The 22,234-nt window shown below is 36.1% G+C and carries 28 protein-coding genes and 1 pseudogene; 21 read left to right on the forward strand and 8 right to left on the reverse strand.

Annotated features, from left to right (window positions below):
* The first annotated feature begins 598 nt into the window (after nt 1-598).
* From ACYQ73_RS25870 to ACYQ73_RS25895, 6 genes are all read left to right on the forward strand, one after another.
* Nucleotides 599-976, forward strand: a complete 378-nt coding sequence (locus ACYQ73_RS25870) for a GntR family transcriptional regulator (RefSeq protein WP_460015083.1) — start codon at nt 599-601, stop codon at nt 974-976.
* 7 nt (nt 977-983) lie between these two features.
* Nucleotides 984-2,063, forward strand: coding sequence for a DUF1648 domain-containing protein (locus ACYQ73_RS25875; RefSeq protein WP_460015084.1), 1,080 nt, complete (start codon nt 984-986; stop codon nt 2,061-2,063).
* Between the two features lie 12 nt (nt 2,064-2,075).
* A complete protein-coding gene (locus tag ACYQ73_RS25880) occupies nt 2,076-3,359 on the forward strand; it encodes an alpha/beta hydrolase (RefSeq protein WP_460015085.1) in 1,284 nt (427 codons plus the stop codon).
* Nucleotides 3,360-3,739: 380 nt separating this feature from the next.
* Nucleotides 3,740-4,120 (forward strand): hypothetical protein, encoded by a 381-nt coding sequence (locus ACYQ73_RS25885; protein ID WP_460015086.1) that lies wholly within the window; start codon nt 3,740-3,742, stop codon nt 4,118-4,120.
* 239 nt (nt 4,121-4,359) lie between these two features.
* On the forward strand, nt 4,360-5,208 hold the full coding sequence (locus ACYQ73_RS25890) for a MerR family transcriptional regulator (RefSeq protein ID WP_460015087.1): 849 nt from the start codon (nt 4,360-4,362) through the stop codon (nt 5,206-5,208).
* Nucleotides 5,209-5,295: 87 nt separating this feature from the next.
* On the forward strand, nt 5,296-6,399 hold the full coding sequence (locus ACYQ73_RS25895; RefSeq protein ID WP_460015088.1) for a C45 family autoproteolytic acyltransferase/hydolase: 1,104 nt from the start codon (nt 5,296-5,298) through the stop codon (nt 6,397-6,399).
* A 276-nt stretch (nt 6,400-6,675) separates the two neighbouring features.
* On the opposite strand, the gene ACYQ73_RS25900 is transcribed toward ACYQ73_RS25895, so the two are convergent.
* Nucleotides 6,676-7,263 (reverse strand): hypothetical protein, encoded by a 588-nt coding sequence (locus ACYQ73_RS25900; protein ID WP_460015089.1) that lies wholly within the window; start codon nt 7,261-7,263, stop codon nt 6,676-6,678.
* A gap of 266 nt (nt 7,264-7,529) precedes the next feature.
* On the opposite strand from ACYQ73_RS25900, the gene ACYQ73_RS25905 reads away from it, so the two are divergent.
* The 12 genes and pseudogenes from ACYQ73_RS25905 (at nt 7,530) to ACYQ73_RS25960 (ending at nt 15,027) form a co-directional block, all read left to right on the forward strand.
* Nucleotides 7,530-8,252 (forward strand): ATP-binding cassette domain-containing protein, encoded by a 723-nt coding sequence (locus tag ACYQ73_RS25905; protein WP_460015090.1) that lies wholly within the window; start codon nt 7,530-7,532, stop codon nt 8,250-8,252.
* Nucleotides 8,249-8,998: an ABC transporter permease gene (locus tag ACYQ73_RS25910; RefSeq protein ID WP_460015091.1), complete on the forward strand. Its 750-nt coding sequence runs from the start codon at nt 8,249-8,251 to the stop codon at nt 8,996-8,998. The genes ACYQ73_RS25905 and ACYQ73_RS25910 overlap by 4 nt, the downstream gene beginning before the upstream one ends.
* Nucleotides 8,999-9,006: 8 nt before the next feature.
* Nucleotides 9,007-9,390, forward strand: coding sequence for a group-specific protein (locus tag ACYQ73_RS25915; RefSeq protein ID WP_460015092.1), 384 nt, complete (start codon nt 9,007-9,009; stop codon nt 9,388-9,390).
* 7 nt (nt 9,391-9,397) lie between these two features.
* Nucleotides 9,398-9,901, forward strand: a pseudogene (locus ACYQ73_RS25920) (RNA polymerase sigma factor).
* Nucleotides 9,894-10,142, forward strand: coding sequence for a hypothetical protein (locus ACYQ73_RS25925; RefSeq protein WP_460015093.1), 249 nt, complete (start codon nt 9,894-9,896; stop codon nt 10,140-10,142). Before ACYQ73_RS25920 ends, ACYQ73_RS25925 begins: the two are co-directional and overlap by 8 nt.
* A gap of 262 nt (nt 10,143-10,404) precedes the next feature.
* Nucleotides 10,405-12,054 carry a sensor domain-containing diguanylate cyclase gene (locus ACYQ73_RS25930; protein ID WP_460015094.1) on the forward strand — a complete coding sequence of 550 codons (1,650 nt, stop codon included), beginning with the start codon at nt 10,405-10,407 and terminating at the stop codon, nt 12,052-12,054.
* A 28-nt stretch (nt 12,055-12,082) separates the two neighbouring features.
* Nucleotides 12,083-12,868 (forward strand): nucleotidyltransferase domain-containing protein, encoded by a 786-nt coding sequence (locus ACYQ73_RS25935; protein ID WP_460015095.1) that lies wholly within the window; start codon nt 12,083-12,085, stop codon nt 12,866-12,868.
* 90 nt (nt 12,869-12,958) lie between these two features.
* A complete protein-coding gene (locus ACYQ73_RS25940; RefSeq protein WP_082172689.1) occupies nt 12,959-13,111 on the forward strand; it encodes a YpzG family protein in 153 nt (50 codons plus the stop codon).
* Between the two features lie 143 nt (nt 13,112-13,254).
* Entirely contained in the window at nt 13,255-13,560 is a 306-nt protein-coding gene (locus ACYQ73_RS25945) for a DUF1963 domain-containing protein (RefSeq protein ID WP_460015096.1), read from the forward strand.
* The gene (locus ACYQ73_RS25950) at nt 13,499-14,134 is read left to right on the forward strand and encodes a YwqG family protein (RefSeq protein WP_460015154.1); all 636 of its coding nucleotides are present in this window, start codon (nt 13,499-13,501) and stop codon (nt 14,132-14,134) included. The genes ACYQ73_RS25945 and ACYQ73_RS25950 overlap by 62 nt, the downstream gene beginning before the upstream one ends.
* A gap of 12 nt (nt 14,135-14,146) precedes the next feature.
* Nucleotides 14,147-14,671 (forward strand): N-acetyltransferase family protein, encoded by a 525-nt coding sequence (locus tag ACYQ73_RS25955; protein WP_460015097.1) that lies wholly within the window; start codon nt 14,147-14,149, stop codon nt 14,669-14,671.
* Nucleotides 14,672-14,688: 17 nt separating this feature from the next.
* Nucleotides 14,689-15,027 carry a cupin domain-containing protein gene (locus ACYQ73_RS25960; protein ID WP_460015098.1) on the forward strand — a complete coding sequence of 113 codons (339 nt, stop codon included), beginning with the start codon at nt 14,689-14,691 and terminating at the stop codon, nt 15,025-15,027.
* 45 nt (nt 15,028-15,072) lie between these two features.
* On the opposite strand, the gene ACYQ73_RS25965 is transcribed toward ACYQ73_RS25960, so the two are convergent.
* The gene (locus tag ACYQ73_RS25965) at nt 15,073-15,540 is read right to left on the reverse strand and encodes an N-acetyltransferase family protein (protein WP_460015099.1); all 468 of its coding nucleotides are present in this window, start codon (nt 15,538-15,540) and stop codon (nt 15,073-15,075) included.
* 90 nt (nt 15,541-15,630) lie between these two features.
* On the opposite strand from ACYQ73_RS25965, the gene ACYQ73_RS25970 reads away from it, so the two are divergent.
* Complete coding sequence (locus ACYQ73_RS25970; RefSeq protein ID WP_460015100.1) at nt 15,631-16,059, forward strand: NUDIX hydrolase; 429 nt, start codon at nt 15,631-15,633, stop codon at nt 16,057-16,059.
* A gap of 82 nt (nt 16,060-16,141) precedes the next feature.
* Here the strand turns inward: ACYQ73_RS25970 and metC are convergent, their stop codons facing one another.
* Both metC and ACYQ73_RS25980 read right to left on the reverse strand, forming a co-directional pair.
* Nucleotides 16,142-17,308, reverse strand: a complete 1,167-nt coding sequence (gene metC, locus ACYQ73_RS25975) for a cystathionine beta-lyase (RefSeq protein WP_460015101.1) — start codon at nt 17,306-17,308, stop codon at nt 16,142-16,144.
* Nucleotides 17,292-18,425, reverse strand: coding sequence for a methionine biosynthesis PLP-dependent protein (locus tag ACYQ73_RS25980; protein ID WP_460015102.1), 1,134 nt, complete (start codon nt 18,423-18,425; stop codon nt 17,292-17,294). Before ACYQ73_RS25980 ends, metC begins: the two co-directional genes overlap by 17 nt.
* Nucleotides 18,426-18,631: 206 nt before the next feature.
* Here ACYQ73_RS25980 and ACYQ73_RS25985 point away from each other — a divergent pair, with 206 nt between their 5' ends.
* Nucleotides 18,632-19,162: a Rossmann-fold NAD(P)-binding domain-containing protein gene (locus ACYQ73_RS25985; protein ID WP_460015155.1), complete on the forward strand. Its 531-nt coding sequence runs from the start codon at nt 18,632-18,634 to the stop codon at nt 19,160-19,162.
* A gap of 66 nt (nt 19,163-19,228) precedes the next feature.
* Here ACYQ73_RS25985 and mscL read toward each other — a convergent pair whose 3' ends face one another.
* On the reverse strand, nt 19,229-19,618 hold the full coding sequence (gene mscL, locus ACYQ73_RS25990; protein ID WP_460015103.1) for a large conductance mechanosensitive channel protein MscL: 390 nt from the start codon (nt 19,616-19,618) through the stop codon (nt 19,229-19,231).
* A gap of 173 nt (nt 19,619-19,791) precedes the next feature.
* Between mscL and ACYQ73_RS25995 the strand changes: the two genes are divergently transcribed.
* Nucleotides 19,792-20,487, forward strand: a complete 696-nt coding sequence (locus ACYQ73_RS25995) for a lytic transglycosylase domain-containing protein (protein ID WP_460015104.1) — start codon at nt 19,792-19,794, stop codon at nt 20,485-20,487.
* 8 nt (nt 20,488-20,495) lie between these two features.
* Here ACYQ73_RS25995 and ACYQ73_RS26000 read toward each other — a convergent pair whose 3' ends face one another.
* From ACYQ73_RS26000 to ACYQ73_RS26010, 3 genes are all read right to left on the reverse strand, one after another.
* A complete protein-coding gene (locus tag ACYQ73_RS26000) occupies nt 20,496-20,708 on the reverse strand; it encodes a hypothetical protein (RefSeq protein WP_460015105.1) in 213 nt (70 codons plus the stop codon).
* 171 nt (nt 20,709-20,879) lie between these two features.
* Nucleotides 20,880-21,137 carry a GlsB/YeaQ/YmgE family stress response membrane protein gene (locus ACYQ73_RS26005; RefSeq protein WP_460015106.1) on the reverse strand — a complete coding sequence of 86 codons (258 nt, stop codon included), beginning with the start codon at nt 21,135-21,137 and terminating at the stop codon, nt 20,880-20,882.
* Nucleotides 21,138-21,329: 192 nt separating this feature from the next.
* Nucleotides 21,330-21,875, reverse strand: coding sequence for a cysteine hydrolase family protein (locus ACYQ73_RS26010; protein ID WP_460015107.1), 546 nt, complete (start codon nt 21,873-21,875; stop codon nt 21,330-21,332).
* Between the last annotated feature and the right edge of the window lie 359 nt (nt 21,876-22,234).

The following is a 22,234-nucleotide window of genomic DNA, read 5'->3' on the forward strand; positions in this document are numbered from 1 at the left end:
TAGCACTTTCATTTCCATTTAAGTAACGCTCAACTGCTTGTAATTTATCTTCTACAGTATATTTAGCCATAGAAAAACTGCACCTCCAATTGTTAGATGTGTCTAACAATTGGGGTGCAGTTCAATTTTCGTGGAGTTTTATTCTTTAACAAGCCATTATTAATAAAAATGCTCTTCACATGAATAAACACTTGTGAAACGGTTCATATTAAGAGCGGAATCACTTATTAATCTAAAATGATTAGGAGGATGTAGAATGAGTAGTCAAACACCCAAAGACCAGGAATCTCAGGAAAGTCCGCCACAACTGTATAGGGTGAGCTTCTAAAATCTTAAGGAATCGGTGAGGCAGAGGATATTCTGTTTTGCTGTATCTTAAGAAGAAGCAAAAACCGATACAGATCAAATCAAATAGAAATAAGTGTTCTTGGGATCCAGATTTTTTCTGGGTCCTTTTGATTTTGTATTAATTGCCCTAAAGAAGATAAACTGATTAATTTTCATTTTATAGAAGAATTTGACTATTCAAGAAAACTGTATTACTCTAAGTATGACAGATTTCTGTTTGGTGATAAGCAATACAGATGGGAGGGATAAAATGAATATTCATTTAGATCCAAGCAGTGAATTACAGCTCTATAAACAGTTAGCGAATCAGTTAATTGAGTTAATTGCTAAGGGAAAGCTAAAAAATGGTGACACATTACCTTCAGTCCGTTCAATGGCTTCGGATTTGGGTATTAATGTAAGCACCGTTAGTAAGAGCTATCATGAACTTGAAGAAAAAGGGTTAATCGAATTAAAGCCGAAAGCAAAGGCAATCATTATCGGTGTTCAAAAAAAAGAACTGGAAGAGACGGAAGTTGAAAAAGTAGAAAATGCATTAAAACCAATTATGGCAGAGGCATTTGCACGTGGTCTCGAAAAAGATCAGATGACAAGTTTGTTTCATCGAATTCTAAAACAATGGAAGTAGGGGAAATATGCTTTTTATATTAAGCATCTTTATCTTTGTAGGTGTACTGGAAACGTTAACACCGTATTTGGCAAGAAAAACAACTGTGTTTGGTGTTTCAATTCCAGAACCTTATGTGCAACATCAGCAATTACGTATATTAAAAAAACACTACAGCATGATGGTCGGGAGCATAGCAGTTGCATTTCTGATAGGCCAAAATTCACTTCTATTAACATCCATTCAGGAAGAGACATTTGTTATATTATCCTCTATCTTGCTTTATGTTTTACTGCTCATATCAGCTGGACTTTATATGTTTTACCATATAAAAACAAAAAAACTAAAAAAACAAGAAAATTGGGAAGCGCATGTAAAAACTGTTTATGTGATGGATTTATCTCTAAGAGATCGAGATGAAGTACTCTCTCCTACATTTTTCGCATTACCAATTATTATCACTTTAGCATTGATTACCTTTACCTATATGAATTACACTACCATCCCGGATGTATTTGCTACCCATTGGAATGCGGCAGGTGAGGTAGACGGTTGGACTGAAAAAACATGGCTATCAATTATTGAAATGCCACTTATTTTACTAGGGACACAAATTAGCAGTTTCATCATCAGTATAGGTATGAAAAGTGCCAAAATACAATTGAGTGCACAGGCGAAAGAAGCTTCAGCCAATAGGGAGCTTACACAGCGTAAATATGGCAGCTGGTATTTAGCGGCGATTAATTATAGTATGACCATTCTTTTTGTTGTTTTACATTACACGACAGTAATTTTAAAAAATCAAACAGCTCCATACTTCTTCCCGCTTATTATCGTTTTTATGATCGTCTCTTTAGGGGGACTTACCCTTTTCATTTGGAAGTTAAGTAAAAGTAATGAGCGCTTTGCAGATTTACATACAAACGAAACAGCTGCAGCCGATGATCGATATTGGAAATGGGGTATTGTTTACATCAATAAAAATGATCCTTCACTATTAGTACAAAAGAAATACGGCGTTGGTTGGACTGTGAATATGGCGAATAAATGGAGCTATTTCATTTTACTTGTACTATTTTTGCCAATCTTGTTAGTCATTTTTATATAGAGGAGAGATTTTATGAAAAAACTATTAATTTTATGTTGTGCACTCTTATTATTAGCGGCATGCGGTCAGAAGGAAGACAACACAAAAGGGAAAGAGACGAAAGGGGACAATAAAATGAATGAACAGCTAGTAGGAAAATGGGAAGGGAATATTGAGATACCAAACGGAGCACTTCCAATTATCGTTGAATTGCAGAAGGATAGCGGGAAATTATCAGTACCAGCGCAAGGATTATCCAATTATCCATTTAAAAGCATTAAATATAATGGTGATCAAGTGAATGTTTCAATCAACTTAAATGGCTCGGTAGTTGAAATTAACGGCACATTAAAAGATGGGCAAATTGAAGCAACGTTCCAACAAAATGATGGCAAACTTCCACTTGTCTTAAAGCCATTCAAAGAGCAACCAGTTACGTATGAAACGTTAAAGATTCCTGTTAAAGATGGTGAGTTAACAGTGGCTCTTCAAAAGGCAAACAAGGAGCCATCTCCAGTAGCGCTTATTATAGCAGGCTCTGGTCCAACTGATAAGGATGGAAATTCAGCAATAGCTGGTAAAAATGACAGCTTAAAAATGATTGCGGAAGGGTTAGCAAAAGACGGTATTACTACTGTTCGCTATGATAAACGTGGACTTGGCGATAATCAGTCTCTTTTAACTAAGGAAGAGGATATCACGATTGACCAATACGTAGATGACGCAGTTCAAGTGATTAATACTCTTTTAGCCGATAAAGCATATTCGAGTGTTCATATTATAGGACATAGCGAAGGCTCACTGATCGGTTTACTAGCAGCACAAAAAACAAAAGTAGAGTCCTTTGTTTCTATAGCAGGCACTGGTAGACCAGCAGATGAAATTTTGTTAGAGCAATTAAAAGGTCAATTATCGCCAGAGCTTCTAAAAGAATCAACAGATGCACTTGCATCCTTGAAAAAAGGCGAGCTAGTGAAGAACGTTTCTCCAGATTTACAATCACTCTTCCGTTCTTCCGTTCAACCGTATATGATTTCATGGTTAAAATATAACCCTGCAAGTGAGTTAGCAAAAGTGAATCGCCGAGTTTTAATTCTTCAAGGAACAACCGATTTACAAGTAGTTGCAACGGATGCGGAAGCCTTAAAGAAAGGTAAATCAGATGCCAAGCTTGTATATATGGACGGAATGAATCATGTGTTAAAAAATGCTCCAGCAGATCGCGAGAAAAATATAGCGACGTATTCAGACCCATCATTACCACTTCATAAAGAACTGCTGCCAGCCATTCAGCAATTTATTCTAAATGAAAAGTAGAAACTAGGCTACCCGCGCGAAAAGGGAAATTACCCGCGGGAGCAGGGTAAATACCCGCGGAAGCAAGGAGAATACCCGCGGAAGCAGGACGAATACCCGCGGAAGCAAGGCAAATACCCGCGGAAGCAAGGAGAATACCCGCGGAAGCAGGACGAATACCCGCGGAAGCAAGGCAAATACCCGCGGAAGCAGGGCAAATACCCGCGGAAGCAGGGCGAACACCCGGGAAGTAAGGTAAATACCCGCGGAAGCAGGGCAAATACCCGCGGAAGCAAGGCAAATACCCGCGGAAGCAGGGCGAACACCCGGGAAGTAAGGTAAATACCCGCGGAAGCAGGGCAAATACCCGCGGAAGCAGGGAGAATACCCGCGGAAGCAGGATGAATACCCGCGGAAGCAGAGCGAATACCCGCGGAAGCAGAGCGAATACTCGCGGAAGCAGAGCGAATACTCGCGGAAGCAGAGCGAATACCCGCGGAAGCAGGATGAATACCCGCGGAAGCAGGGTAAATACCCGCGGAAGCAGGATGAATACCCGCGAAAGCAGGGCGAATACCCGTGGAGGGAAGCAGAGCGAATACCCGCGGAAGCAGGATGAATACCCGCGGAAGCAGGGTAAATACCCGCGGAAGCAAGGTAAATACCCGCGAAAGCAGGGTAAATACCCGCGGAAGCAGGATGAATACCCGCGGAAGCAAGGTAAATACCCGCGGAAGCAGAGTGAACACCCGAGGAAGGAAGACAATGCACATACGAACTAACAGTGCAATCATTCATTGCAGTAATTTAATTAGAAATGCTCATAAATAATATTTAACAAAAAGAGTATGCTCAAATCAGAGCATACTCTTTTTAGGCTATGAAGGACAATAGTTAAAATGTTTGCCATGTTATGATAATGAGCATTGAATTTGAAACATTTACCACATTTCTATCGTACGGTATAGTAATAACTAAGCGGTTAATCAAATTCAACAATATTTGAAAAGAAGGTTTTATTATGTATAGCATTGGAAAGTTTTCGAATCTGTGCAATGTTCCTATAAAAACGATTCGTTATTATAGCGATATGGGGTTACTTGAACCATCCTTTATAGATCAGGTGACAGGCTATCGTTATTATGATTACGATAAAATGAAAGAGCTGAATACTATACAGGTACTTAAACAGTGCCATTTTTCATTAAACGAAATTGAACAGATTATTAAAGGGAAAAATGATAAGCAAGATTTAGAGATGAGATTAAATAAAAAAGTTCAGGAATTAGAGCACCAACAAGAAGTAATCGCTGAACAAATTCAAAATATTGTCCAAGTGAAAAATTCTATAAGGAACACTGAGACGTTTAATCCAAAGCCAATATTATCAAGTTGTTACATAGAAGAACGACCAAAAACACAGGTGCTTTCCATCCGTGAAAAGATACATATTATTGAAATGGATCAGCTAGTACAAAAATTATTTGAACGAATATATGCGTATCAATTTGAGATAGATGGGGAGCTTGTTGCAATTCTCCACCAACAGGATAGGAACCAAAACATAGCAGATGTTGAACTACTGTTACCAGTAAAAGCAACTCAACAAGTGGAGTATATGAAAGTAATACCAGAAGGCAAGTATGCTTGTATAAATGTAAAGGGACCGTATTCAGAGTTGCATTTTGGCTATAGTCGCTTGCAGGAATGGCTGACTGAGCAATCCCTCCAGGCAGAAGGAACGTTTATGGAGCAGTACATAAAGGGGTTAATCCCAACTGAAGTAGTAAATCCAATTAATATTAAACCAAATATTGAGCTACATCCAAATGATTTTTTGACAAAAGTATTTGTGAAACTAAGAAACTAGCTAAACTCTCCAGTAGATGGAGACTTTATTCTGTATTTAGCAAGGTAAGAAATGTCTTGCTACAAAAATATAGAATGGGGTATATCGATGAAAACAAATACAGGACAGTTTGCATTGCTTAAAGGTAGTTCATATGAGATTGGACAACAACAAGCGCGAGAATTTCAAAAAAATCCTTTTGCAAAATCGCTATTCTTTACGGAAAATTTAACTTCTGACAACGCTTATTTTGAAATGAAAGCACAAATAGAGCAGTTTTGCCCAGGTTTAAATAAAGAATTAGAAGGCTTTGCAGGAGGCTTTGGTTATGCGCCTGAGCAACTAAATTTTTATCAAAATGCGTGGTTAATTCCTGGGGGATGTAGTTTAGGGGCTATTTTACCTGGAAAGATGGCAGATGGTAAAACATATGTTTTAAGAAATTATGATTTATCACCTGATATTTCGGATATGCGCTTATGTACTACTCGTGTTGAAGGGAAATATACTCATACAGGATTTTCGGTTTCAACATTCGGTCGAAGTGAAGGTTTAAATGAGAAGGGGCTATGTGTTGCCTATGCATCTTGTGGTATGCCTATTGGCAAATATCCTGGTATGAGACCACCAGTAGTACCTGGGTTACAGTTTATGGTTATTGTTAGAGCACTATTAGAAAATTGTAAAAATGTCGAAGAAGCAATCTATATGGTTAACAATATGCCAGTAGGAACGAATATGAATTTACTCTTGGCTGATGCAAATGGTGACGCGGCTTTGATTGGAACATATGACGGCATTAAAGAAGTAAAACGTGCAGAACTTGAATATCTTATTGCAACTAACCATGGCCTATTTTCCGCAATACAAGAAATGGAGCCTGGCAAGCTTGAGCATTCTCAATTAAGGTATGATATTTTAGAGGAGAAATTTAAGGAAAGTGGAAAAAGATCTATTGATGATATCCAAGAACTTCTTTTAACAGAGTTCCCTAAAGGATTATCTGTCCATAATTACAAAGAAAGTTTTGGGACAGTGCATTCAATTTTGTTTAACCTTACTGATTTGCAACTGGAATTTTCATTTGGCTCACCATTACAAAATCAGGTCAACAAGATAGACGTTGGTGAGAATTTTGTGAAAGCACAAACATCTGTTGAATTTAATAATAAAAGCTATGGAGCAGATTTTTGGAAAATAATAAAATCTTAAACAACAAAAAGACCTTTCCTTTGTGAGCGGTCTTCTTGTCGTGTTCGATTGTTAAAAAGAGAAAGAAATAAAACTCGCCAAATTCGTTCCGCATTAACGTTAGGTGTTGACATTTACTAAAGCGTATTAGCTCGATAATCTTTACTTATTATCAGTAGAAAAATCACTATTAATTGAAATTTTACTTTATGGATCAAATATATTATGGGGGCTGAATAAGCTATATAGTGGCTATTATTCGTAGTCAATTCTCTTTAAAAAGGACATACTTGTTTATTAACTTAATTCGTTTGTTACTACTTGGATAAATTCATCTCGATATTGTGATTCAAAAATAGTAACACCTTTTTCTCTGGAAAGTTGTTGTAACTTTTGAATCTTTGCTTCATCTTGCTCTATAAAAGCTTTTTCTACATTTTGTAAATCTTGCAAAATATGATGTATAAATGTATCTCCTTCTCTTTTGATATCTATAGCAATAAAGTCAAAAGATAAAAATGTTTTAGTAGGGTTGATAATTTTATCAAATAAATAATTTAAAGCTTTAAAAGGGACATAAGGAATACCTTTCTTATACTCATATTTCTCAATAATAGGTAAAACCTTATCAATAAATCTTTGTATTTTTTCTATATCGTAAAGCTTTGTATCTTCAAAATCATGCTTCTCAATAATCTGCTGTAATTTATCATATTGATTTTGTTCTAATAGTTGTTGTATATAAAGTAGCTCTTCTTTAAATTTGAATCGTTCTTTTTTACTTAATTGACGATAATCAATAACAGCGTATTCGATTAGCTCCCAGTCTAGCTCTGGACCAAAATGTGGTCCTAAAAAATACTTAAGTTCTTCAAAATCGCTCACTTCGGTAACTCCCTTAATTAGTATTCTATTAATCGTGAAGTAAAAATAAGAAAAAATTGGGCCTAACCACTCAGCGAACGTCGTCAGTAGAAGCCGTGTCAAGATGATATCCCTTTATTTTTACTTAATTTCCAATAATTATTTATTTTACATAAAAAAACTTTATATAGAAACATATATTTTTCTTTCATTTTTTAAAAATAAAATGAACCTTTTGCAATTCCCGTTTGTATAGTCATTGAACATATATAAAGGGAGGGTTTATTTTGGAACTTATTGTGAAGGATATTGTGAAAAAATATAATGGTGTGAACGTTTTGGATGGTGTGTCGGCCACATTTAAAATGGGATATTGTTATTTATTATTAGGTCAGAATGGAGCAGGTAAATCTACATTATCAAAATGTATAGCCGGGGATGAAAAACCTGATGATGGTTCCATTCTATTCAATGATTCGTCTCAACATGTGCATGAGCAAGTTGCGCTGCAGTACCAAATTTTTTCGAGTTATCAGCATCTTAAAATTCGTGAAGTGTTGGCTCTGTTTACTACATTGACGAACAATAAAAATGATTTGGGAGAGCTATATGAAATATTAGGATTGCCAACTTATGACCACATACTGCTGAAAAATGCATCAGGCGGTCAACGAAAAGCAGTATCCATCTTCCTTTCATTTTTATTAAATAAACCAATTATCATATTAGATGAGCCGTTTGCTGATTTAGATTTAACAAAGAAAAAGCAATTAATGTTTTACTTACAATATGAAATACGTCAACGTAACAAAATCATTATTATTATTAGTCATGAGGTAGCAGGATTAGAATCGTTATTTGATTATGTAGTGATCTTAAAAGACGGAAAGCTTATTGAAAATAGCACACAGGATGAACTTTATAGAAAATACACTGAGGCAAAATTACCAGGAATTGAAGGTCTCTACTATGAAGTGACAGGTCAAATTTTAGGAGGAAGAGCGGGATGATGAAACAAATTGCAAAAATGTATATGTTAGAAAATATTCGCAACCCAGGAATGGTTTTTGGAAATGTACTAACAGCCTTTATGTTAATGATTAGCTCAGTTATTTGTAAAAGCATGACGAACGAAGAAGGAATTGATTTTGTGATTAAAGGTCAGTTTTTACCAATTTCAATTTTAATGTTAATTTTCTCATTTGCATTTTCTAGCGCAACTATATATTTGGCAGATTTGAAGGCTAATAAAACGTTCCAATGGATACAGCGAACAGGCGTTAAGCAACACACTTACTATATTGGTATGGGAATCGGTGTCTTTACATTATTAAATGTATTTTTAGTGTTACTACTCATTGGCTATTCCTTCATCATTGATATTTCACTTTCATTATATTTTATGATTATTTTGATTAGTAATTTTGTTTTACTGGCATTATATCCATTGAGTTTTATATTAGCAGGTCTATTTAAAAACGAGAAAGTAGCTCAAAGCATGCTAGTGCCGCTTATGTTACTATGTATGTTTTCAATACAGATGACATCGTTGTTTTTAACGCTTGCGGAAAAAAATCCTCAAGATTACTTTATTTTTTTAATATGGAATCCGATGTTATATTTATTTGATAGCTTGCAAGTGTCTTTAAATGTTTTGGACGAAACATGGCTTCCACAATATCAGTATTTTATGATTTTAACAGTTATTAGCTTGGTGCTAGCAGCCATCGCTAAAAAAGTATATAACAGTAAGTAGGTGATTTTATGGGAATTGGATTTATTGTTTCATTCATTGTGGCAGGAATATGGATGATTGTTATTTTTTCTATAATGTTTTCTGTGCATAGAAAATATCTTGTAAAAGAAAATGGAAAAATAGATTACAAAAAAACAACACTTTTTTTACGATGGAATGTATTCGATACGCTTACGCTCGTCTTAGGGATTTATACGATGCTCTGTGTAGAGGCATTATATATGCTCTTGTCTTTCGGACGACAAACAATGGAAAATCCATATGTACAGTTTTTTTCAACTCAATCACTGGCATGGGTTATTGTTGTCATCATTTATTTGGTAACTCGTATCTCAAATACGATAAAGTCCATTAAGGCTCGTTGGGGGGATGAGCTAGATGATGAGCAATGAGGAGTGGATGGAGGTCTATAAAAACGGCGATGTTGAGGGCTTTGAACAGCTCTATAGTCGTTTGTATGAACCTCTGTACTGCTTTTTATTTCGCTATACTCGGGAAGATCAGTTAAGCATTGATATTGTGCAAGATACCTTTGAGCGTTTACAATATATAAAAGAAGATTTTGATGAGCAAAAGGGAACGGTGAAAGCTTTTTTATTTCAAATCGCCTATCGCTTAATGATTAATAAATTGAATCGGCGCAAAAAATGGCGCACGCTCTTTCCGTTTTTAGTACCGATGTCAAGTTATCGGATGTCTGCTGACGAGAAATTAACGATACAAGAAGCGATACTTCAATTACCCGAAAAGTAACGAGCTGTTATTTTGCTTGTTTATTATCATGATTTACCGCAGGCGGACATTGCACAAATTTTGTCCATTCCACTTGGCACAGTTAAATCAAGGCTACATAATGCGATAAGGACTTTAAAGGAAGAGCTAAAGGAGGATTTCGATGCTTAAGGATGAATTTCAAAAGGAGCAGTGGTTAAAAGACAGCTTAGATGACGATAAAGTACAGATTCCCCAGCAGCTAATGACACATAAGAAAAGTCGCTGGCAACGTTTTCTTCAGTATTTAGCTTCACCGACGAAGGATCCGATAGAGCCAATATGCACATCTACAATCGGCTATACCTCTTTGAAGATAGTGCCTATTGTCGCGGCAGTATGCATTACAATTCTTCAAGTTTTATTACAATAAATTTTATCAACTAAGCAATTATGCCTCGGCATAATTGATGCTGACTCTTCGCTTTCGCGCAGAAAATAATTGTAACTCCCGTTTCACACACGTTACACAAAATATTTGCCGCTGACGCTTCGCTTTCGCTACAGAAAATAATTGCTGAAAGAAGTTAAATTTCTCACTGCCACAATCTTCCGGTTGTGGTATTTTTAATGAACATAATACTATTTTTTGCCCATATTAAGGGAGTATTTAGATTAATTCGGAGGTTAATGCTTTGAATGTTTTGACAAAATTCCCACGGCCAAACACGATAAAAGGTCAGCTTCATCGAGCACTTGTATGGATTACTTTTATTATTGGTCTATGTATTTTTATTCCAACGCTTTATATTGAATATCGACAAACCATTCAGCATCAAAATGAAGAAATGACACATTATGTGGATGCTCAATCATATTTTTTTGAAAGCTGGTTATCAGAGCGATCCAGTGATATACATACAATAGCTAATTTTGATTTTGTAAAAGACTATAATTTTCAAAAATCGCAAGCATTTTTTCAAGATTTTAAAGAAAAAACAAATTTCACAGACTTAATATTTGTTAATAAAGAGGGCATCGTGCAAGTTGATACAGTGACTGAATACAGTAAAAATGGTGTTAGCGTGGATGTAAATGACCGTAAGTATTTTCAGGTTGCTAAAAAAACGAAACAACCATATATAACAGATATTTTAATAAGTAAAGTTACAAAGCAGCCTATTATTGCATTTGCTTCACCGATTCTTAATGCACAGCAACAATTCAATGGTGTAGTTTTTGGCGCAGTAAATTTAGACACCATCAATCAACTGCTACAAGAATCGAGAGTGGGTTTTTTAGGTCATGCTTATATTATAGATCAAGAAGGTACTATGCTCTCTGAATTTAACAATAAACAACAACGATCTTCTGGAAATTATTTGGTTGATGAGCATGTTCTAAACGCAGCTTTAAAAAATAAAACAAGCGGTCTCGAGCTTTATAAAGATGCGAATAATAAGTGGGTTCTTGCTAAAAGTAAGCCTATAAATGGAGGGAAATGGTTTATCATATCAGAAATTGGTCTGTTAGAGGCCTATAAACCATTAATCAATAGATTTTTATGGATAACCATTTGTTTAGTAGTAGGGTCATTTTGTATGATTAAAATGATGTTACATCTCTCAAAAAGAATTGAAGAACCTATTCAGCAGCTTCTTACAGGTGTTAGAAAGGTAGAACAAGGTTTTTATGAATATCAAATAAATGACCAACAGTTGACACCATATGCGCAAGAATTTCAGGAGCTTTGTGCGTCCTTCAATGAAATGAGCGACAAGGTGAGAAAAGATACTATTTTACTGAAAGAATTATCGATTACCTGTCAATTGACCAAGCTGTATAATCGTCGTTATTTAATTGAGCAGGGGGAGCTTGCTTTTCAGAAATGTTTAGAAGAACAAAAACATTGTTCATGTATAGCGATTGACATTGATTTTTTCAAAAAGGTCAATGATACATATGGACATTTAATCGGTGATGAAGTACTAAAGCACGTCGCAAACACCATTACAAATTCTGTACGAAGAATCGACATTGTTACAAGGTATGGGGGAGAGGAATTTGTCATTTTATCCACAAATACTACGCTAGAGAGTGCAGTGGAAATTGCGGAAAGAGTTCGGCAACATGTTGAAAATAATCCTTATATTGCGGATGATTTTGAGATCAATGTGACAGTGAGTATTGGCATCGCAGGATACGGTCATTCTGAAAACATTTCAACGTTTTACGAGCTGCTTGACAAGGCGGATCAAGCACTTTATATGGCAAAGGCAAGTGGTCGAAACCAACTTAGAGTATATGATAATACAGGCATTGTTGATGTAGGACAAATGCTTTAAAAGACTAAACTTGGAAAGTGGTAATTACATGAAGGAAATTATACTAAGTAAATTAAAAGAAATTGAAAATGAGTATCAAGTGAAAATTTTATATGCTGTAGAATCGGGTAGTCGTGCTTGGGGATTTCCTTCTAAGGATAGTGATTATGATGTTCGTTTCATATATATTCATCAACCTCAATGGTATCTTTCAATCGACCCTCAAGGAATTGGCGCGAAGAGGGATGTCATAGAAGTGCCGATTAATGATTTGTTGGATATTAGTGGTTGGGAAATAACAAAAGCATTAAGGCTATTCCGCAAAAGTAATCCACCTCTTTTAGAATGGTTACGAAGCAATATTATTTATGACCAACAATATTCATTTATTGACAATGTACGTTCATTAGAAAAAGAAGTATTTTATCCAAATGCAAGCTTATATCACTATTTAAATATGGCAAAAAACAATTATCGTGAGTATTTACAGGGCTCAGAAGTAAAAATAAAAAAATATTTCTATGTCCTCAGACCAATCTTAGCATGTAAATGGATAGAACAAAAAAATACGGTTCCACCAATTGATTTTCAGGAATTATTAAATGAAATAATTTCTGAAGGCCCTTTAAAAACGGAAATTCAGCAACTTTTGCAGAGAAAGATGGCTGGTGATGAACTAAATATGGAGCCACGAATTGACAGTATTAATGAATATTTAGATAAAGAAATAATGCATATTGAGACATACTGTAAAAATCTTTATGTTAAAGTCGATGATCCTACACAAAAATTAGATGCGTTATTTAGAAGTACATTACAAGAAGTTTGGGATTAATGGTAATAGAAAACTGAATAATATTTTATTACAAGGTCATACTAAAAAAGGTTTCACTTATGAAATCTATATTGATGAGGAGGATGGCAAATGAGTAGGTTCGAACAATTAGACCCAAAATCTCAAAAAATCCACCGCAACTGGTCAAGGATTAAACGCTCAAAATCTCAAGTAAATGGTGAAACGGAGATTACCCTCCATAACCGTATCTTGAGAAGTGAAGCAAAAGCCCGTCAGTTTTAATCAGCTAGAAAAGTAAGTGTCATCAAGCCCAGAAAATATTCTGGGTTTTTTTATATTGTTTATTGTTAATTTATGGGTTTTTTATTTTTGTTTTGATAAAATGACTATATGGAAAAAATACGGATCTTGGGAGGGGAAAGTAAATGAGCAACGTAGAAAAACTAAAAAAGGGATTAAAGGAATTTGGCTTAGAACATAAAGCGGAGGAATTATTACCTCTCGCAAAGGAATCCATTCGAATGATGGTAAGTCAAATACCTGAAGAAAAAATTCAGATTGGCAACTCAAAAATTGGTGGCTGTCCGGATGTACCATCTGATTTCTTATGGCCACATACAAACGACAATAGACCGTTGTATTTTCTTTGCCCAACTAAATCTAATAGAAATCAAGCCTTACGATACAAACAGCTTATTACCTGCAGATGGTGTGCTATCCTTTTTCTATGATGCTGTCGAGCAACCTTGGGGATACGACCCGAAAGATCATGATGGCTTTAGCGTTTTCTATTTCTCTCAAGAGACTAGTAGCCTGAATAGAATGGAGATTCCCGCATCATTACACGAGCATGGTAACATCGACAGCGCGGCGCTACAATTTGAAAATGAATTGACACTTCCATCATGGGACTCGCCATACTCGATGTATTTACAAGAAATATTAAATGAAGAGGAGGCTGATAGCTATAGGGATTTTGAATACGAGTGGATGGAGGAGGATGATTCGTCTAGGACTACTCACCGCATAAACGGTTATCCAGATGCGATTCAAGGTGACATGTATTTGGAATGTCAACTGGTAACAAATGGTTTATATTGTGGTGACTCAACAGGATATAGCGATCCTTTACGAAAGGAATTAGAGGCAGGAGCAACTGATTGGCGATTATTACTCCAAATTGATTCGGAGGATGATCTAGGGTTTATGTGGGGCGATAGTGGCAGATTGTACTTCTGGGTTCGTGAGGAAGATTGTAAAAATAAACAATTTGATAAAGCATGGGTCGTGTTACAGTGCTTTTAAAGGAGGAGAGAAATGGAACAACAAATTAAAATTCGCGTTGCTATCGAAGAGGATGCAGCAACTATGCTAGAAATCCAGAAAGAAGTGTTAGCAGAAGAAACTTACTTAATCACTACAGTAGAAGAATTTAAGCAAACGATAAATGAGCAAAGAGAATGGATACAAGCGAAAATAACAAATGAACGAGAAACAATTTTTATCGCACAATATCAAGAAGAAATAGTTGGTTGGCTTGTATTTCAATCGCCACAAAGAAAACGATTAGCACATACAGGTACCTTTGGCATGATGGTGCTTAATAAATATCGTGGTCTAGGGATTGGGAAACTCTTAATTGAAAAATTACTAGAATGGGCAGAGAACAACCCTTATATTGAAAAAATTAGTCTTGGCGTATTTTCAACAAACGAAAGGGCTATTTCGCTCTATAAAAAGATGGGATTTGTTGAAGAAGGAAGAAAAATAAATGAAATTAAACTACATGACAATGAATATATAGATGATGTTTTAATGTACAGGATGGTATTAAAAGTTTGAAAAGGAACTATGCTGACATGAAAATATATAATTTCACACAAGAATTGGCCAATCAAATTAATAATTATCAATCGATAGATGCTTTTTATACGAAAATCATGAAAACGGAGGAGCCTACAAATATTGGCTTCATGTACATAGAGCCTGGTGGTGTTGTTGGGATGCATGAGGCGCCTGTCCTACAGTTATTTATTGTGATTCAGGGTGAAGGATGGGTTTGCGGTGAGGATCAAGAGAAAGTATTTATAAAAGCTGGAGAAGGTGTTCTTTGGCAAACAGGAGAAGCACATGAATCTGGGAGTAATTCAGGGTTAACAGCACTTGTCATCCAATCCGAGCAAATCAATCTTGCATAGATTACATAAAAAATGTGTAACGGAGTAAGTTATAGCTCCGTTACACTAAGTAGTTATTTTTAAGCTAAGTTTAACTGTTTTTAATAAATGACCATCAAATAACTCATCAAACTCCTCCAATTTCTTGAAGCCCTTCGCTTGATAAAAGTTCATGCCAATCGTATTTTCCTTTTCTACACAAACTAAAAGTGTTGTTAAATCTGGAAGCATTTTGATTCCTTCCTGTAATAGGGCTGTACCAATTCCTTTGGCCTGTGTTTCAGGAAGTAAATATATTGAGTAAAGTTCTGCTTCACCATCTACAACATTTGAAAAATTTGCGAAGCCTACTATTGATTCTTCAAGTATAGCAACTAAAAATAAACTTTTTTCTAAACGACTTAGTAATCGATCACTACTATAAGCAGCTTCTAAAAAACGATCTTGAATCTCATTTGGGATAATTCCTTTGTATGTTTGATGCCAACTCTTTTTGGCAATTTCTTGCACAAAAATGATGTCATTCTTTTGCATATGCCGTATAATTGATATCAATACTTTTCACCTGCAATTCCAATTTTTCTATTTATTGTAACATTAAATCGCGCGAAAGGGGATGACTTCATGCAAGTTGTTGAAAAGGCATTTGGCTATATTACGAGAGAGCATGAGGGTCAGTTACAAGTGCTAGTATTTGAGCAAAATACAGAAGGAGCAGGAATTCAAATTCCTAAAGGCACGGTAGAGGAAGGGGAAACGCCGCTAGAGGCAGTAATACGAGAGATGTTTGAAGAGACAGGTTTATCCTATTTAGAAGTAAAGGGGTTAATTGCCCAGGATTATTTTAATCATCATTCAGGACTATTACAAAAACGCTATTTTTATCATTTAACGACAAATGAAAAACAAGATTCTTGGAAGCATTGTCCGACAGGTGTTAATGAGGCAGGCTTAGAGTTTTCATTTTACTGGATAACAGATGAACAAGAAGTAACATTAGCTAAGGGCCATGGAGATTATTTATATCGAGTACTAGCTCGTGTGAACAACTGATTGTTAAGCATAAACATATAGAAGGTACATTTAATGAAGAAAACCGCGTTTCCGTAAATAGGTAACGCGGTTGTTTTGTTGTTTATATAGCCTTTGCAGCAATCACTTCTAATGCTTGCGCGAAATCGGCGATCAGATCGTCAACATGCTCAAGTCCTACTGAGAAACGTAATAGTCCATCAGTAATACCACGTTTTGCACGCTCCTCAGGCTCCATTGCTGCATGACTCATTTTAGCAGGGTAGGATAAAATCGATTCAACGCCACCAAGAGAGACAGCGAAAACTGGAATTTTCATCGCTTCTACTAGCGCTTTTGCAGCTTCATAGCTTGGTAGGCGGAAGGATAGTACTGCACCTGCACTAGTTGATTGACTATGATGAATCTCATAACCAGGATGTGATGCAAGCCCCGGATAGTATACTTGCTCGACAAGGGAATTTGTAGCTAAAAACTCCGCAATCTTTTGTGCCGATTCAGCAGAACGACTAAAACGCACATCTGTTGTTTTAATATTTTGCAATAGAGTAAAGCAGTCCTGTACACCTAATATATTGCCAAATGAATTTTGGATAAAGTATAGATCCTGACCAAGCTTCTCGTCAGCTGTGACTGTCAAGCCCGCGATAATATCAGAGTGCCCAGATAAAAACTTTGTAGCACTATGAATAACAACATCGACACCTAGCTCAAGAGGACGTTGATGTAAAGGTGTCATAAACGTATTGTCTAAAAACGTTAAGCAATTATGTTGCTTGGCAAGTGCTACTACTCCGCGAATATCTGTGATGCCAAGTGTTGGATTTGACGGTGTTTCCATATAAAGTAGCTTTGTAGCTGGTGTAATGGCTGCTTCTACCGCTGCTAAATCCGTGAAATCAACGAAAGTATGAGAAATACCGAAGCGTGGTAATACTTTGGAGACGAAGCGGTATGTTCCACCATAAACATCCTCCGTAATGACAATATGATCTCCCTGAGATAATAGCATTAATGCTGCAGATACAGCAGCAATCCCAGAGGAAAATGCATGAGCCCATACTCCGCCTTCGAGCTCAGCGACTGCTTTTTCTAATGCATCCCGCGTAGGATTGCCAGAACGTGCATAATCATATTCACCGAATTCATCGATACTCTCCTGATGGAAAGTAGATGATAAATACATAGGCACATTGACTGCACCTTTTTTATTTTCATAGCCGTCACGGACACCTGCGTGAATTAGGTTTGTTTCAATATGCTGCTTCATTTTTAACCTCTTTTCTAAGGATATCGAATACTTGTTTTAAATCCGCTATTAAATCTTCAGCCTCTTCAACGCCAACAGAAAAGCGTAGTAATCGGTCACAAACACCACGTTCAATACGCTCCTCATAAGGCATGTCTGCATGTGTTTGAGTAGCAGGATACGTAATAAAGCTTTCAACACCACCAAGGCTTTCAGCAAAAGTTATTAGCTTCAAGTTTCGAAGGAATGGGTCAATCCACTCAGCCTTTTCCAAGCGGAATGAAAGCATGCCACCTTTTCCTGTGTAGAGCACGTCTGTTACAAGCTCTTCTTCCTCTAAATATGCGGCAATTGCTTTGGCGTTCGCATCGTGCTGCTTTAATCGAAGATGCATTGTTTTTAATCCGCGAATAAGTAACCAGGAATCCATCGCTCCTAAAACCATACCGCTACCATTATGAATATAGCCAATGCGTTCTGCTAGTTCGGCACCCTTAGCGACAACTAAACCAGCTAACACATCATTATGACCACCGATATATTTTGTAGCCGAATGAATGACAATGTCTGCACCTAATTCTATTGGACGTTGGAAATATGGTGTATAGAACGTATTATCTACAATTAACCATGCTCCATGCTTATGAGCTAATTCAGCATATACTTGCAAATCAAATTCCTGCATAAGCGGATTTGTTGGTGTTTCAATAAATAGAGCACGCGTATTGCCGTTAATTAATGCTTCTACCTGTTCAACTGATTCAAATTTTGAGTAAACAGGCTTAATATTATATGTTTCTTCAAAGAAATTAAAAAGTCGATATGTACCACCATATAAATCATCAGGCACCACTAATTCATCACCTGGCTTAAACAATGATAGAACTAATTGAATAGCAGCCATCCCAGAGCTACAGGCAAAGCCAGCATCTCCACCCTCTAAATCTGCAATTCCTTCTTCTAATAGAGCACGAGTTGGATTTTTTGTACGTGCATAATCAAAACCAGTGGATTCTCCGATACCTGTATGTTTGTAAGCTGTCGATAAATGGATAGGAGGGCTGACAGCGCCTGTTCTAGGATCACTTAAATTCCCAAGTTGTACTAGTTTTGTTTCAATACTTCTGCTGTTTGTCATGTCGTCACTCTTTTCTTCATCATAATAAAAGGGGAGTCAATTAGACCTTCATTTCCCCATATTCTAAATAATTGTTACCAATTTAACATGTATACTAAAGAAGAACAAGATAATTTCAGAAAATTAGCGAGATTGTTTAAATTAAATCATCTAGGGATAGTAGGAAATATGAAAGGAAGGAAGAAACGATGAAACATTAGTTAGTAATAGGCGGAACAGGAATGCTAAAGGATGTTTCTTTATGGCTTATACAGCAAGGTAATTATGTAACTGTTATCGGGAGACAACGAAAGAAAATGCAAAGTTTGATAAATGAAGCTAAATATTCTTCGGAATTGTCACAGTTAATAGTTGATTATACGAACTATAATAGCTTTAAAACGGCGTTAATGGATTCTCAAGAAACACATGGTTCGTTTGATTGTATTATTGCTTGGATTGATGGCTCTGATACAAGAGTTTGGGAGTCGCTTTTCCAAGCAATTCCCAACTCAAAAAATGTGGTTTTATACCATATTAAATGGAGTAGTGCTTACATAAATAATGATAGTACAAAAAGTTATATACCTTCTAATATAAATTATAGAGAGGTGAAACTTGGATTTATTATAGAAGACAACAACTCTTCAAGATGGCTAACAAATAGCGAAATTGCCCAAGGCATTATTGATGCAATAGAACAAGAAATACCGAAAAAACACGTAGGCGTATTTGAACCATGGAATTTGCGTCCTTAAAGAAAAAAGAATCTGTCTATTACCGCGGCTTATCCGCGGGAAATAGACAGATTCTTTTTTAATAATTTAAGCTTGTTCTTTTTTTAATAAATCGCGAATTTCTTTTAGAAGCTCTTCTTTAGTATCTAATTCTGGTGTTGATTCTTCCACAGCAGCCTCTTCTTTTTTACGAGTTAGCTTAGTCATAATTCGTAATGCCATGAAAATTGCAAATGCGATTATTAAAAAGTCAAGAATTGACTGTAAAAATACGCCTAATTTTATTTGAGCGTCACCTGAGCCATACTTAAAACTTTCTGTTAAATCAATACCACCAGTTAAGACACCAACTAATGGCATAATGATATTTTCAACTAAAGAGGTAACAATTTTACCGAAAGCACCACCAATTACTACGGCTACTGCTAGATCGACAATATTACCTTTCATAGCAAATTCTTTAAAGTCTTTCCACAAAACCAAATTCCTCCTATTATTATTATCCATCTAAAATAATCGAATTATATTTTACTATATTTTCCCCTTCCTTTTCAACTATTCAAGTAGTGGTAATTATATACTGAAAAAATCTGCTATATAATCGAAAATTTTGGTAATATAGAAATAGAATAAAAGATTAGGTGTGACATATGGCGAAAAAAAAGAAGAAAAAACTGATGCTATCGCATTCCGCTAAATTAGGCATGATAGCTTTATTAATACCAATAGCGATAACTGTTTGTGTTTTCGCTTTTTTTGCATGGAAGGAGCTACAAACATTACCTATATTTGAAAAATTAGCACGGGAAAAAGCACTAGAAGAAATTCAACAAAATTTCGATATGAAAATTCCTGAGCAATATATTCCGATCTATGTAGCAGCAGAAGAGAAATACGGCGTACCTTGGACTTTACTTGCCGCCCATCATCGAATTGAAACACGATTTTCCTCAATGAAGTCGCTCGTTTCACCAGCTGGCGCAGAAGGACCTATGCAATTTATGCCTTGTACTTTTGTCGGCTGGCAACATCCTTCCTGCTCGGGTTTAGGAAAAGGGGATATATCTAAGACTGAATTAATGAATCCAGAATCCATTAAAAAATATGGAGGATATGGTGTAGATGCTAATGGAGATGGCATAGCAGATCCTTATAATATTGAGGATGCTATCTTTAGTGCCGCGAATTATTTATCGAAAAATGGTGCAGCGGATGGTCATATAAAGCAAGCTGTTTTTACGTACAATCACAGTGATGAATATGTGAAAAAGGTATTATATTATTTCAATTTGTATAATGACTATCATGATGAGCTAAAGGAAGCAATCCTGTATAAAGAAAAGTAAATGGCGCTTTATTTTTGCATGAAAAACGCTTTTCTACCAAAAATTAGGTGCCTTACTAGAAGATTTATGAATGTTGATTGGAGTGGAGACTGGGCGACTCCGTGGGGATTAGCAATAGGGGAACGAAGGCTAAAACCATCACGTCCTGTGATAACGCCTTCGTGACCAACATCGTGTTGGCCCGAGACCCTGGAGCGAGCAGCGCGAGTGAAGCGGCTCATCGGACGCCCCTAGGAAGCTCTGCTCTGTGCGAAAGCGTAGCGTCAGCAACAAAGCGTCCCAGTCGGAACGGAAATCAACCACTCATTTGCTAAGAGCCATTTTTATGGACACAATTTTTTTCAATAACAAATAAAGAGCCATCAAAATAATGATGGCTCTTTATTACATATTCAGGTTGCTTTTCGCATACTTTTTAGAATAATGCTTACGATGAAGATCAATACGACCGCACCGATTAATGCTGGGAATACGTAAAAGTTACTAACTCGCCAACCCCAGTTGCCAAGAATCATACTACCGACCCAAGAACCGACAACCCCTGCAACAATATTTCCGATAATGCCACCAGGTACATCTTTACCTAAAATTACGCCAGCTAACCAACCTAATACTCCGCCGATGATTAAATACCAAATGAAGCTAATCATTTTTTTCATCTCCTTAAAATTAAGATATAATGGCGATTGCTTAGTTATGCCCTGAATGAAGTAAATTAACCGCGTCTCGTTTCTTTAGTAATTATTACAAATTCACGATAATGTTTTTCATTCAGCATTGTTTTTTGTACCGAATGTGTAGCGACATACAGAAGATTCCCGCCAGGTGGAAGGCGAAATTAATTACTTAACAACTGTTGCGCCTAATGTATGTTCAAAATGGCGTAATGCCCATTCATGACCTGCAGCATCAAAACTTGCAACACCATCTGCATAAACAACTGTTGAAATGCCCAAATTATAAGCATCAACTGCTGTATGTAAAATACAAATATCAGTACAAACGCCAACTAAATGAATTTCTTTGATTCCTCGCTCATTCAATAAAATCGATAAATTGGTTCCGGCAAATGCGCTATAGCGAGTTTTATCGAGCCACAAAACTTTATCCTTGTGAAGGTTATAAATTTCGCCAACTTGCCCAAATAAATGACGTCCTTTAGTGCCGCGAATATTATGAGGAGGAAATAGCTTTGTTTCAGGATGGAACGGATCATCTTCCTCATGTAAATCATTCGCAAAAACGACAAATTCGTTTTCAGTAATAAATTTTTGAATTAAGGATGAAATTTTTTTATATAATGCTTGACCGGGCTCTCCACAAGTTAGTTTTCCATCAGAAGCGACAAAATCATACGTGTAATCAATGACTAATAAAGCCTTTTTCAACCTTTTCACTCTCCCTATAGGTATAATTTCACTTTTATCATGCCATATTTGGGCCTGTTTGTCAGAAAAATGATTCGATTTTAATATTACGAATAGTTTGAAAATTGATTTTTCTGAGAGTATAATGTGAAAAAAAGGAGAGTGGTCTATATGAATATGACAGCTATGAAACGTTTAAATCGCCAAGGATTACTTATTGCAGGTTTACATCTGCTAGTATTGTTAAATTTAGCAGCGGATTTCATATTGTCCTCGTAATCTCTTAAAATAATAGAAAGGTGAGTTAAATGCTTGTCCATTATTAAAAACAACCGTGAAGGCAAATTTGATTACATGTCCACGGTTGTTTTTTATTGTCT

Source organism: Lysinibacillus sp. CTST325 (genome assembly GCF_054665055.1).